This window comes from Streptomyces sp. NPDC059679 (genome assembly GCF_042734105.1).
GTDB lineage: Bacteria > Actinomycetota > Actinomycetes > Streptomycetales > Streptomycetaceae > Streptomyces.
In genome coordinates this window covers 32,289-45,439 of record NZ_JBHWES010000087.1, presented here as the reverse complement: position 1 = coordinate 45,439, position 13,151 = coordinate 32,289, and the positions used below count along the sequence as shown (strand labels likewise).

At 72.1% G+C, this 13,151-nt stretch carries 8 protein-coding genes; 5 read left to right on the top strand and 3 right to left on the bottom strand.

What is annotated here, in order from left to right; all coding sequences use genetic code 11:
* The first annotated feature begins 251 nt into the window (after positions 1–251).
* Both ACFV2X_RS49315 and ACFV2X_RS49310 read left to right on the top strand, forming a co-directional pair.
* Positions 252–446 (top strand): hypothetical protein, encoded by a 195-nt coding sequence (locus ACFV2X_RS49315; protein WP_385629410.1) that lies wholly within the window; start codon positions 252–254, stop codon positions 444–446.
* A gap of 242 nt (positions 447–688) precedes the next feature.
* Complete coding sequence (locus ACFV2X_RS49310; RefSeq protein ID WP_385629407.1) at positions 689–3,844, top strand: AAA family ATPase; 3,156 nt, start codon at positions 689–691, stop codon at positions 3,842–3,844.
* Positions 3,845–3,911: 67 nt separating this feature from the next.
* On the opposite strand, the gene ACFV2X_RS49305 is transcribed toward ACFV2X_RS49310, so the two are convergent.
* From ACFV2X_RS49305 to ACFV2X_RS49295, 3 genes are all read right to left on the bottom strand, one after another.
* Positions 3,912–4,097, bottom strand: a complete 186-nt coding sequence (locus ACFV2X_RS49305) for a DUF6191 domain-containing protein (protein WP_385629404.1) — start codon at positions 4,095–4,097, stop codon at positions 3,912–3,914.
* Positions 4,098–4,192: 95 nt separating this feature from the next.
* Positions 4,193–5,392, bottom strand: coding sequence for a PQQ-dependent sugar dehydrogenase (locus tag ACFV2X_RS49300; RefSeq protein ID WP_385629402.1), 1,200 nt, complete (start codon positions 5,390–5,392; stop codon positions 4,193–4,195).
* A gap of 281 nt (positions 5,393–5,673) precedes the next feature.
* Positions 5,674–6,672 carry an aldo/keto reductase gene (locus ACFV2X_RS49295; RefSeq protein ID WP_385629399.1) on the bottom strand — a complete coding sequence of 333 codons (999 nt, stop codon included), beginning with the start codon at positions 6,670–6,672 and terminating at the stop codon, positions 5,674–5,676.
* Positions 6,673–6,745: 73 nt separating this feature from the next.
* Here ACFV2X_RS49295 and ACFV2X_RS49290 point away from each other — a divergent pair, with 73 nt between their 5' ends.
* The 3 genes from ACFV2X_RS49290 (at position 6,746) to ACFV2X_RS49280 (ending at position 13,118) form a co-directional block, all read left to right on the top strand.
* The gene (locus tag ACFV2X_RS49290) at positions 6,746–7,756 is read left to right on the top strand and encodes a 2-hydroxyacid dehydrogenase (protein ID WP_385629398.1); all 1,011 of its coding nucleotides are present in this window, start codon (positions 6,746–6,748) and stop codon (positions 7,754–7,756) included.
* 276 nt (positions 7,757–8,032) lie between these two features.
* The gene (locus tag ACFV2X_RS49285; RefSeq protein ID WP_385629395.1) at positions 8,033–11,047 is read left to right on the top strand and encodes a putative bifunctional diguanylate cyclase/phosphodiesterase; all 3,015 of its coding nucleotides are present in this window, start codon (positions 8,033–8,035) and stop codon (positions 11,045–11,047) included.
* Positions 11,048–11,261: 214 nt separating this feature from the next.
* Positions 11,262–13,118, top strand: coding sequence for an acetolactate synthase large subunit (locus tag ACFV2X_RS49280; protein ID WP_385629393.1), 1,857 nt, complete (start codon positions 11,262–11,264; stop codon positions 13,116–13,118).
* Positions 13,119–13,151 lie beyond the last annotated feature (33 nt).

Sequence of the window (13,151 nt, the reverse complement as noted above, 5' to 3'; positions counted from 1 at the left end):
CGCAAAGACCACCCCACACCCGCTCCCACCCCGCTACACTCCCCACCCCCAGGCCGCTGACCAGCAGGAATGGAGAAGTCCGGCTGGAGTACTAAGGCCCCGGCACGGGCGAAGATCGGGCACTCTCCCGATGCGGTGGACCCCCCTTGCGGACGAAGGTGGAGGGGTGCTGAAGACCCCGTCACATACGGGAATCCGTCACCGAGGTCAGCTACGTCACCGACGTCACAGACGTCATTGAGGAGAACACGATGTTCCACCACGAGCTGTTCAAGGTCCGCGAGGCAGAGGCGCTGCGCGAGGCCGCCGCGTACCGGCTGGCCCGCCAGGCCCGGCGCGAGGGCAGGGGCCGGTCCGCCGCCGATGAACCCGGGAGGCGGGTGAGGACCGTGGACCGGCAGGACGGCGGCCGCCGTACGCCGCGGGCGTACGGCACCGTGGCCTGACGGCCGGGCCGCGCGCCGTGCTGCCCGTACCGCGTACGGCGGGGGTGCCGCGCACCGCGGAGGTGCCGCGTACGGCAGGGGTCCCGCGCGCTGTGGGGGTTCGTGATATCGCGGGGGTTCGTGATTTCGCTCACGTCGTGGCCGCCACTGCCATGGGCGCCACAGTCGCGGCCGCGACTGTGGCGCAAGGCGCAGCTCAAACCCTTACCCCGCTGTCGGACCCCTATGCGATCCTCGACGGCGTGCACCACACCTCAGTCAGCCCGGTGTTCGTCGGCCGCGCCGAGGAACTGTCCACCCTCACCGACGCGCTCGCCCGCGCCGCCGCGGGCGAGCCGCAGGTGTTGCTCGTCGGAGGGGAGGCGGGGGTCGGCAAGAGCCGGCTCGTGGACGAGTTCCTGATCGCGGCCACAGCCGCCGGGGCCACGGCCGCGGTCGGCGGATGTGTGGAAATCGGCGTGGACGGCCTGCCGTTCGCCCCCGTGTCCACCGTGCTGCGCTCGCTGCGCCGCAAGCTGGGGGACGAACTGGACCGGGCCGTCGCCGGGCAGGAGGGCGAGCTGGCCCGGCTGCTGCCCGAACTGGGCGAGACGGCCCGCGAATCGCGCGAGGAGGACAGCCGCGCCCGGCTCTTCGAGCTCACCGTCCGGCTGCTGGAGCGGCTGGCCGCCGACCGGACGCTGGTCGTCGTGATCGAGGACCTGCACTGGGCCGACCGCTCCACCCGCGAACTGCTCGGCTATCTCTTCCGCTCCCTGATCAGCGCCCGGCTGCTGGTCGTCGCCACCTACCGCTCCGATGACATCCACCGCCGCCATCCGCTGCGCCCCTTCCTCGCCGAGATCGACCGGATGCGGGCGGTGCGCCGTATCGAGCTGCCCCGTTTCAACCGCTCCGAAGTCCGCGCCCAGATAGCCGGGATCTACGGCGCCCGGCCCGACCGGGCGCTGGTCGACCGCATCTTCGAGCGCAGCGACGGAAACGCCTTCTTCGTCGAGGAGATCGCCCGCAGCATCAGCGAGGGCTGCGCCACGGGGCTCAGCGAATCGCTGCGCGATCTGCTGCTGGTGCGGGTCGAGGCGCTGCCCGAGGAGGCCCAGCAGGTGGTGCGCATCCTCGCCGAGGGCGGCTCCACCGTCGAGTACGAACTGCTGCGCGCGGCCGTCCGGCTCGGCGAGGACGACCTCATCGACGCGCTGCGCGCCGCCGTCGGCGCCAATATCCTGCGGCCCTCGGGTGACGACAGCGGCTACGGCTTCCGCCACGCCCTCGTCCGCGAGGCGGTGGCCGACGATCTGCTGCCCGGCGAGCGCTCCCGGATCAACCGGCGTTACGCGGAGGCGCTGGAGGCCGAGCCCGCGCTGGTACGGGCCGATGAGCGTGCCGCCCGGCTGGCCAGCTACTGGTACCACGCCCATGACCCGGCCAAGGCCCTGCCCGCCGTGCTGCGGGCCTCCGTCGAGGCCCGCCGGCGGTACGCACACGCCGAGCAGCTGCGGCTGCTGGAGCGCGCCATGGAGCTGTGGGAGGACGTCTCCGACGAGATCCGCCAGACGCAGCGCCCCCTCGACTACGCCGAGGCGTACCCGGCGTGCAGCTGCGAGGACGAGGCGCTGCACCATCTGGATCTGCTGGCCGCGCTCGTGGTGGCGGCGCACAGGTCCGGGCAGCGGGAGCGGGCGCTGACCGTCACCAACCGGGCGCTGCGCAAGCTGGACGAGAGCCAGGACCCGCTGCGGGCCGCGTGGTTCTGGACCCAGAAGTCCAAACTGGTGGGGTCTTTGGGGCGCGGCGACGGCTGGGCCGAGCTCGGCCGGGCCGAGGAGCTGGTGCGCGGACTGCCGCCGTCCGCCGTGCACGCCGACGTGCTGGCGCAGGCGGCGGGCTGGAGCATGGTCCGCAAGCACGGGCCGGACGGCTTCGCGGTGGCCGAGCGGGCCGTGGAGCTGGCCCGGCTGGTCGGCGCCCGGAGCACCGAGCTCCACGCCCGGCTGACGCTGGGCTACTTCAAGGCCGAGTCCGGGGACATCGAGGGCGGCCTCGCCGAGATGCGGGAGGTCTGTGAGGCCGCCATCGAGATGGGCGATGTGAGCATCGTGGGGCGCTGCTTCGTCAATCTGACCTCCGGGCTCGAAGGGCTCGGCCGGTCGGCCGAGGCGGTCGAGGTCGCCGAGAAGGGCGTGCGGATACTGGACCGCTTCGGGCTGCCGGACTCCCTGGCGTGGGTGTTCGGGAACATGGCCGAGTCGCTGCTGTCGCTGGGCCGCTGGGCCGAGGCGGAGGAGGCCGCGGTCACCACCCGGCGCCTGGCGATCGGCAACAAGACGTGCCGTATCGCGCTGAACCGCTTCGCCCGGCTGGCGCTGGCCCGGGGCGACTGGGACACCGCGGAGCGCGAGCTGGCGGTGGCCCGGGAGCAGCAGGAGGACCTCATCCCCGAGCCGCAGTTCTCCATTCCGCTGACCCACCTCTTCCTCCAACTCGCGGCGGCCCGCGGCCGGATCCTGGAGGTCCGCCGGCTTCTCGACCAGACCTTGGGGGACAGCCTCCGCATCGGTATGCAGCGCTACACCTGGCCGCTGCTGGCGGCCGCCGCCGCGGCCGAGGCGGACGCCCGCGGGCTGCCCGCCGCCGAGCCCGGCCGGGCCGAGGCGCTGGCCCGGATCCGGGCGGCCGCCAAGCGGGTGGCGCAGCCGGTGCCGGTGTGGCGGGCCTACGGCCTGCTGCTGAACGCCGAACTGGCGCGCGCCGAGGGCCACGACGACGCCGACCGCTGGGCGGACGCCGTGACCGCCTTCCAGCGGCTGGACCGCCCGCACCCGCTGGCCCGGGCCCGCTTCCGCTGGGCGGAGGCGCTGCTGAGCTCAGGCGCGGCCCGCGAGCGGGTCGCCGAGCCGCTGGCGGCGGCGCACATCGCGGCGGCCCGACTGGAGGCGCGCCCGCTGCGTGAGGGGATCGAGCTGCTGGCCCGCCGCGCCCGGCTCCCGCTGCCCCCCGGCCCCGGTTCCAACCCAGGACCCGGTTCCAACTCTGGCTCCGGTCCCAACCCCGGCTCCGGTTCCAGATCCGGCGCCGGCCCCAGTTCCGGCTCCATATCCGCCCCGCTCGCCGCCCTCCCCGCGACCGCGACCAGCCGGCCGGACCCCGCCGCCGAGCCCACCGACCCAGCCGAGGCCCTTGGGCTCACCCCTCGCGAGCGCGATGTGCTGCGGCTGGTGGCCCTGGGACGCAGCAACCGCCAGATCGCCGAGGAGCTGTTCATCTCGCCGAAGACGGCCAGCGTGCATGTCTCCAACATCCTGGCCAAGCTGGAGGTCTCGGGCCGTGGCGAGGCGGCGGCGGTGGCACACCGGTTGAGGCTGGTGGACGGTCTGGCGGACGAGGCGGCCGCACGCTGAGCCGAAGGGCGCCGACCCGCTCCCGAGGGCGCGCGCCGTGGGCGTGGCGGCTGAGCTTCGACCGGGCTCAGCCCTGGCGGGGACGGATGACCACCTGGCCGGACTCCAGGTCGATCGGCCCCTTCCACGGGTTGTCGCCGTTGCCCACGTCGTCCACGGTCAACTCGAGCCGGTTGCGCTCTTCTTCGGTGTTCCTACGGCCCGGCGAGAACAGTTCCTCGATGATGTTGAACACGGCGACCCCCAGGGGCAAACGACTCCCGCCAGTCTAAGCGCTGCCCCGCTGATCCCCCCGGGCCCGTTGTGTGACCTTCCACCCAGCGGACCTTCCTGTCACGGATCATCCCGTCAGGAGATCTCCAGCTTCAGAATCCGGTCGTCCTCCTTCCCCGGTTTCCCGCGCCCGTCCGTATTGCTCGTCGTCACCCACAGCCCGCCGTCGTCCGTCGCCACCACCGACCGCAGCCGCCCGTACTTCCCGTCCAAGAACGACTGTGGCTTCCCCGCGGGCCGGGTGCCGTCCAGGGGGATGCGCCACAGCCGCTCCCCGCGCAACCCCGCCATCCAGATCGAGCCCTTGGCGTATGCGATACCGCTGGGCGAGGCGTCCTTCGGCTTCCACTGCTCGACCGGATCGACGAACCCCTCCTTGCCGGCCTTGCCCTCGGTCTCGGGCCAGCCGTAGTTCTTGCCGGGCTGGATCAGATTGAGCTCGTCCCAGGTGTCCTGCCCGAACTCGGAGGCCCACAGCCGCTTGTCCACGTCCCAGGCCAGGCCCTGCACATTGCGGTGGCCGTAGGAATACACCACCGAGTCGGCCTGGGGATTGCCATGGGCCGGCTCGCCCTCCGGGGTCATCCGCAGAATCTTGCCCCCGAGCGAGTCCTGGTCCTGGGCGAGCCCGCGGTCGCCGCTCTCGCCCGTGCCCGCATAGAGCATCTTGTCGGGGCCGAAGGCGATCCGGCCGCCGTTGTGAATCGCGCCCTTGGGGATGCCCTTGAGGATCGTGTCCGGAGCGCCGAGCTGGGCGCCGGCGGGGCGCTTGTCGTCGTAGGACATGCGGGCGATGCGGTTGTCCGACGAGGTGGTGAAGTACGCGTACACCATCGGATTCGCCCCGTAGTCGGGGGAGACCGCCAGGCCGAGCAGCCCTCCCTCGCCGCCGGGGCGGACGCCCGGGACCGAGCCCACCTCCGTCTTCTGCCCGCTGGACCCGTCGACCTTGAAGATCTTGCCCGTGTCGCGCGAGGCGACCAGCAGATTTCCATCGGGCAGCGGGGCCAGCCCCCACGGTGAGTCCAGCTTGGTGGTGAGCGTGCGGACCACCTTCGCCGTGCCCTTGCTGGGGGCGGCCGGTGCGGAAGAGGGGGACGAGGAAGGCTGCCCCGAGGGCGGGGAGTCGCCGCCGGACCCGGATTTCGAGGGGCCGGACGCGCTTGTGCGGCCCCCGAAGACGGGGCCCTCCCCGCCATCACCGGACGAGCAGCCCGCCGCGAGCAGCAACGCGGCAGCGGAGGCGAGCACAGGGGTCACACCAGGACGTCGCACCTTCGGTTCCTCTCCGTGGGCACATGTGCCTCGGCACGGCACTGATTCTTATACACCGCAGCCCCGCCGCCGGTTCCCGCACACCACCGCTAGGGCCTGTCGTCAAAGGGGGCGCCCTGCTCCCGACGCCTGGCACGGCGCCTCGCTGCGTTGTCGCACCGCCCGAGTACGCCCAGTACGAGGACGATGCTCCGCCTTGCGATCCTCCCCCAGCTACCGCTGGGAGGTGCCCCCTGCGCCAGACGCCGCTCGCGGCCGGACGCCCCCTTTGACGACAGGCCCTAGTCCCACGACCCCTGCGCCGGGGGCAGCGCCGCTATCTCCGCGAAGTCATCGTCCGTCAGCCGCAGTTCGGCCGCCGCGCAGTTCTCCGCCGCCCACCGCTCCCGCTTGGTGCCCGGCACCGGCACCACATGCCGCCCCTGCCCCAGCAGCCACGCCAGCGCGACCTGCGCCGCCGTGACCGAGTCCCCGTGCCGCCGCGCCACCCGGCGCAGCCCGGCCACGATCGGCTGGTTCGCCGCCATCATCTCCGCCGTGAAGCGCGGATGTCTGGCCCGTACGTCGTCCGGCTCGAAACCCTGCCCCGGCGTCAGCGTCCCGCTCAGGAAGCCGTTCCCCAGCGGCATCGCGGCCAGGAACCCGACCCCGTGCGAGGCGCACCACGGCACCAGCGCCTCCAGCGCCTCTGGCGACCACACCGACAGCTCCGCCTGCACGCAGCTGATCGGAAAGACCTGCTGCACCCGCTCCAGCTGGCGCACTGTGGCGTCGTGCATCCCGGCCCCGGCCCGCCGCTGCGCCCGCGCGCCCAGCGCGCACAGCCCCAGCGCCCGTACCTTCCCCGCCGCGACCAGCTCCGCCATCGCGCCCCAGGTCTCCTCTATCGGCACCTCCGGGTCGGTCCGGTGCAGCTGGTAGAGGTCGATGACGTCGGTCTGCAGCCGGCGCAGCGAGGCGTCGCAGGCCCGCTTCACATAGCCGGGGCGGCCGTTGGCCACGATGTGTGTCTCGCCCACCAACAGCCCGCACTTGGTGGACACGAAGGCGTCCCTGCGCCGCTCCTTGAGCACTCGTCCCACCAGCCGCTCGTTGGTGAACGGCCCGTACATGTCGGCGGTGTCCAGCAGGCTCGCGCCCGCGTCGAGCGCGGCGTGCACGGCGCGCACCGAGTCCTCGCCGTTACGCTGCGAAGCGGTGTACGCCCAGCTCATGGGCATGCACCCGAGGCCTATCGCGCCCACCTCGAGCGCCCCCGCTCCGATTCTCCTGCGCTCCACCTGGCCTGACCCCTCCCGTTTCCCGCACCAAACTAACGTCTGAGTGCGTCCCCTGATCCAATAGCCTCCAGGCATGAGCGCAGATCACAGCGACAACCCCGACAAGCCGCACCTCGACAGCCCGCTGTCCGACCCGCTGTCCGCCGCCTCGCGCCCCCTCGCGTGGCTGCCCTTCCCCGCGGACGAGATCGACGGACTCCCCGACGGGTTGGAATACGCCCAGTGGGACGGCGAGTCCGACTACCCCACCGACCCCGCCCGCTGCGCGTTCTATTGCCTGCCGTACATGAAGAACAAGGAGGGCGTGCGGCCGCTGCCGGCCATGAAGAACCTGAGCGTCGTGCAGACCCTCACCGCCGGCATAGACCATGTGCAGCCCGCGATCGCGGAGCTGCCCCCCGGCGTACGGCTGTGCAACGCGCGCGGGGTGCACGACGCGAGCACCGCCGAGCTGGCCCTGACCCTGATCCTCGCCTCGCTGCGCGGCATCCCCGGCTTTGTGCGCGCCCAGGACGCCGGGCAGTGGAAGCAGGGCTTCCGTCCCGCGCTCGCGGACAAGTCCGTGCTGATCGTGGGCTACGGATCCATCGGCAGCGCGATCGAGGACCGGCTTGTGCCCTTTGAGTGCGAGCGGGTGCTACGCGTCGCGCGCTCCCCGCGCACGACCGAGCGCGGTCCGGTGCACCCGATCGACGATTTGTCCCGACTGCTTCCGGAAGCCGATGTGGTGGTGCTCGTCACGCCGCTCACCCCTGCCACTCGCGGCCTGGCCGGGGCAGACTTCCTGGCCCGGATGAAGGACGGCGCGCTGCTGGTGAACGTCGCGCGCGGTCCGGTGGTCGACACCGAGGCGCTGCTCGCGGAGTTGGAGACGGGCCGGCTGCGGGCCGCGCTGGATGTGACCGACCCCGAACCGCTGCCCGCCGGGCATCCGCTGTGGCACGCTCCAGGAGTACTCATCACCCCGCACGTGGGCGGTCCGTCGTCGGCCTTCCTGCCCCGCGCGAAGCGGCTGCTGCGCGACCAGCTGCGCCGATTCGCGGCCGGTGAACCGCTCAGTCATATCGTCACAACGACCGGATGAAATGCCCGTGGCACCACATACAGACACGGTATGACTGCACTCCGTATAAACAACGCCGTTGTCGGTTACGGTGTGTAGATGGCCTATGTCCCTGAGTGACCAGTCTGGTGTATCGTCCCGAGCGGGGGCTGCGCCACTGACCTGACGGCGTCAGCGATGGACCGGAACTCGAGGGGGGCGACGGGCGATGTATGGCCGATGGACCGACGACCCGACGCGACTCAGGCGTCGATTGCTAGCTTCCCGCGTTTCCGCGCGGCATTCGAAGGCCGTCCGGTGAGCGCCACCGGAGCGGTGCTCGCCCGGCCGTCGGTGTCCGGCGGCGGGGCGGGTCTGCTGCCCCAGGTCCTGCTCGCCCTTGTGTGCGGCGCGTACGCGGCGGGTGCGGCGCTCGGCTGGGGCTCCCCCGAACTGGCCCTGTTCATGGGTGACTTCGGCCTGAGCGCCGCCGCCCTGGCCGCCGCCGTGTCCTGCCTGTGGTACGGGCGCGCGCGCTCCGGGCGGCTGCGCCCCGCCTGGCTGCTGTTCGCGGCGTCCTCCTTCATGGCCGCCCTGGGCAACGGCGTATGGGGCTGGTACGAGGTGGTGCTCGGCCGTCCCGTGCCCAGCCCCTCGGCCGCCGACTTCTGTTTCCTGCTCTTCGCCCCGCCCGCCATCGTCGGCATGCTGGTGCTCGCCAAGCGTCCGGTGACCCGCGCCGGGTGGATCTGTCTGGCCCTGGACGCCTGGCTGATCGCCGGTTCGCTGCTGACCCTGTCCTGGAGCCTGGCGCTCGCGCACGTCGCCCAGTTCGGCGGGGGCGGCGAGCCCGTCGCGCGCAGGGCCTTCTCGCTGGCGTATCCGCTGCTGGACATCGTGCTGATCAGCATGGTCGTCGCGGTGCACTTCCGGCGCTCCTCGGCCAACCGCTCCGCGATCAACACCGCGATCGCCGCCTTCGCGCTGACCGTGCTGTGCGATGCGCTGTTCACCTCGCCGCTGCTGCGCGAGCACTACCGCTCCGGACAGATCCTTGACGCCGGGTGGTTCGCGGGCTCCATACTGCTCGCGTACGCCCCCTGGGTGGCCCGGCGCGAGGCCGCTCAGGCCCCGCCCGCCGCCGCGATCCGTCGCCCGGCGCAGCCGAGCCGCGCAAGCGCGGGCTCGCTCGCCGCCCTCGCGCCGTATTTGGCCGCCGCTGTCTGCACCCTGGGGATCCTCTACAACGTGATGGACGGCCGACCGATCGACGGGGTGATGCTCTTCACCGCCTGCGCGGTCGTGCTCGCCCTCGTCGTCCGCCAGGCCATCATGCTGCTGGACAACATCACGCTCACCCAGGAGCTCGCGGAGAAGGAGAACCACTTCCGCTCCCTGGTGCAGAGCTCCAGCGACGTCATCATGATCGCTGCGCCCACCGGCATCCTGCGCTACGTCAGCCCGGCCGCCTCCGGGGTCTACGGCCGCGACGCGGACGAGCTGGTCGGCTCCGAGCTGGCCTCCCTCATCCACCCCGAGGACCTGGGCTCGGTCGTCCACGAGGTCCGCCGCTTTCTGGCCGCCTCGCCGGGGGAGGAGCCCACTACGCGCATCGAGTGCCGCTTCCGCTCCGGCTCCGGCGACTGGCTCAATGTGGAGTCGACGATCAACCGCCACCACGGCGGCCTCATCTTCAACAGCCGGGACGTCACCGAGCGGGTCCGTTTGCAGGCCCAGCTCCAGCACAGCGCCGAGCACGACCCGCTCACCGACCTGCCCAACCGCTCCCTGTTCACCAAGCAGGTCCGCCATGCGCTGGCCGGGCGGCGGCGCACCGACGCGGGCACCGCCGTGCTCTTCATCGACCTCGACGGCTTCAAGGCCGTCAATGACACCGTCGGCCACCAGGCGGGCGACGAACTGCTGGTCCAGGCGGCCCGCCGGCTCCAGGAGTCCGTGCGCTCCGGGTCCGGCGACTGCGCGGCCCGGCTCGGCGGCGACGAGTTCGCCGCGCTGATCCTCGGCGACGGCGACCGGGATCCCGCCGCCCGCGAATGCCGCATCCTGGAGATCGCCGACCGGCTGCGCGCCCGGCTCTCCCAGCCCTACCAGGTCGTGGGCGGCACCGAGGTCCGGGTGGCCGCCAGCATCGGCGTCGCCTTCGCCGAGCCCGGCATCGGCCCCGGAGAGCTGATGCGCAACGCCGACCTGGCGATGTACCGCGCCAAGGCCGCGGGCAAGAACCGGGTCGAGCTGTACGCGCCGCAGATGCAGGCCGATGTGACGCGCCGCGCCGAGTTCGCCACCAGGCTGCGCACCGCCCTGCACGACGGCGAGTTCGTCCTGCTGCACCAGCCCGTCGTCGAGCTCGGCGGCGGCCGGATCACCGCCGTCGCCGCCCAGCCCCGCTGGCGTTCGGCGCAGGGCATCCTGTTCACCCCGGCCGAGTTCCTGCGGGTCGCCGACAGTGGTCGGGACAGCGGACGCGACAGTGCGCGCGACGGGGGCCGGGGCGGCGGCGAGGACGCGGCCCGGACCGCCGAGCTGGCCCGCTGGACGCTGGAGGCGGCCGTCGAGCAGGCCGCGGAGCGCCGCCGCGACGGATTCCCGGTCCCGGTGTGCGTACGGCTTCCCTCGAGCCGCCTGGTGGACAAGTCCATGCCGCCGAAGAGCGTCGAGACCCTGCTGGCCCGCCATGGCCTGCCCTCCGGCGCGCTGATCCTGGAGCTGACCGACAGCGATCCGAGGGTGCCGCTCGACGAGCTGGAGCACCGGCTGAGCGCGCTACGGCGGCTGGGCGTCCGTATCGCCCTCGACGGCTTCGGCAGCGGATATGCCGCGATCCGGGCGCTGCGCAGGCTCCCCATCGACATGCTCAAACTGGACCGGGGGCTGGTCGAGGGCGTCGTCGAGTCCTCCCGGCTGCACAAGATCACCTCGGGGATGCTGCGGATCGCCGGCGACCTGGGCATGCAGTCCCTCGCGGAGGGGGTCGATCTGCCCGAGCAGATCGTCGCCCTGCGGGCCATGGGGTGCACCCACGCCCAGGGGACGGCCTTCTCCGGGCCGCTCGACGAGCACCGGCTGCGCCGCGCGCTCAACCGCGGCTCGTACCCCGTGACGCGCTCGGAGAGCCCCGTGCTGGCGGAAAGCCCCGTACTGGTGGGGGGCCCGCTGCCGACCCGGCACCTCGGTCATATCTCCGCACACGGCGCGGCGCACCCGGCGGGACACGGCGCCGGGCATGGCGCGGGGCACGGGCCGCGGCGGGCGGAGTCCCACACTCATCCGCCGTCCCGCTCAAATAATGAGACGCCCGTCCCACCCACTTGACACCTGATACGCGCCGGGGGGAGGGTCGGAGCCATGCGCACCCGAATTCTCGTACTTGGAAAGCGCGTCGGCTGAGCAGGGCCACCTCCTAAGCCCTGCGGACCTCTCCGGCGCGCTCCCCTCGCTTGCCTTACGGCACGAGGGGTTTTTTGTTGCACTGGCACATGTCGTACCGCTCTCCCACTCCCCGCACAGACCCTCATCCGAGAAGAGAATGCCGATGACCGAGCAGGCCACCGGGGCCCACCATCCCCAGCCGCGGCCCCGAAACGGCGGTTCCCATCCCGCCCCCGTCGAGCACGTCACGGGCGCGCAGTCCCTTATCCGCTCGCTCGAAGAGGTCGGTGTCGACACCGTCTTCGGCATCCCCGGCGGCACGATCCTCCCCGCCTACGACCCGATGATGGACTCCACCAAGGTCCGCCACGTGCTCGTCCGCCATGAGCAGGGCGCGGGCCACGCCGCCACCGGCTACGCCCAGGCCACCGGCAAGGTCGGCGTCTGCATGGCCACCTCGGGTCCCGGCGCCACCAACCTGGTCACCCCGATCGCCGACGCGCATATGGACTCGGTCCCCATCGTCGCGATCACCGGCCAGGTGGCCTCCAAGGCCATCGGTACGGACGCCTTCCAGGAGGCGGACATCTGCGGCATCACCATGCCGATCACCAAGCACAACTTCCTGGTCACCAGGGCCGAGGACATCCCCCGGGCGATCGCCGAGGCGTTCCACATCGCCTCCACCGGCCGCCCCGGCCCGGTCCTGGTCGACATCCCCAAGGACCTGCTGCAGGCGCAGACCACCTTCTCCTGGCCACCGCAGACCGATCTGCCCGGCTACCGCCCGGTCACCAAGCCGCACGCGAAGCAGATCCGCGAGGCCGCCCGTCTGATCACCCAGGCCGAGCGCCCGGTGCTGTACGTGGGCGGCGGCGTCATCAAGGCCCGCGCCACCGCCGAGCTGAAGGTGCTGGCCGAGCTGACCGGCGCGCCCGTCACCACCACCCTCATGGCGCTGGGTGCCTTCCCCGACACCCACCGCCAGCACCTGGGCATGCCGGGTATGCACGGCACCGTCGCCGCCGTCACCGCCCTGCAGAAGGCCGATCTGATCGTCGCCCTCGGTGCGCGCTTCGACGACCGCGTCACCGGCAAGCTCGACACCTTCGCCCCCAACGCCAAGGTGGTCCATGCCGATATCGACCCGGCCGAGATCGGCAAGAACCGCGCCGCGGACGTGCCGATCGTCGGCGACGCCCGCGAGGTCATCGCGGACCTGGTCGTCGCCGTCCAGGCCGAGCACGACGCGGGCCACACCGGCGACTACTCCGGCTGGTGGGAGGACCTGAACCGCTGGCGGGAGACCTACCCGCTGGGGTACGAGCAGCCCGCGGACGGCAGCCTGTCCCCGCAGCAGGTCATCCAGCGGATCGGCCAGCTGGCCCCGGAGGACACGATCTTCGCCGCGGGCGTCGGCCAGCACCAGATGTGGGCCGCCCACTTCATCGACTACGAGAAGCCGGCGACCTGGCTGAACTCCGGCGGCGCCGGGACCATGGGCTACGCCGTCCCGGCCGCGATGGGCGCCAAGGCCGGCGCCGCGGACCGTACGGTCTGGGCGATCGACGGTGACGGCTGCTTCCAGATGACCAACCAGGAGCTGGCCACCTGCGCGCTGAACAACATCCCGGTCAAGGTCGCGATCATCAACAACGGCGCGCTGGGCATGGTCCGCCAGTGGCAGACGCTGTTCTACAACCAGCGCTACTCCAACACCGTGCTGCACTCGGGCCCGGACGCCCCCGCCCAGACCAGCTCCGGCACCCGCGTCCCCGACTTCGTCAAGCTCGCCGAGGCCATGGGCTGCATCGGCATCCGCTGCGAGGACCCGTCCGACCTCGACGCCGTCATCGAGAAGGCCAACTCGATCAACGACCGGCCGGTGGTCGTGGACTTCATCGTCCACGAGGACGCCATGGTCTGGCCGATGGTCGCGGCCGGCACCTCCAACGACGAGATCCAGGCGGCCCGCGGCGTCCGCCCGGACTTCGGCGACAGCGAAGACGACTGAGGCCGGGACCGAGAGAGAAGAGAGACTTCAGCC

Excerpts from the sequence above, each read along its gene's own strand:
- ACFV2X_RS49315 (WP_385629410.1), top strand. The coding sequence starts at position 252 with ATGTTCCACCACGAGCTGTTCAAGGTCCGCGAGGCAGAGGCGCTGCGC.
- ACFV2X_RS49290 (WP_385629398.1), top strand. The coding sequence starts at position 6,746 with ATGAGCGCAGATCACAGCGACAACCCCGACAAGCCGCACCTCGACAGC.
- ACFV2X_RS49280 (WP_385629393.1), top strand. The coding sequence starts at position 11,262 with ATGCCGATGACCGAGCAGGCCACCGGGGCCCACCATCCCCAGCCGCGG.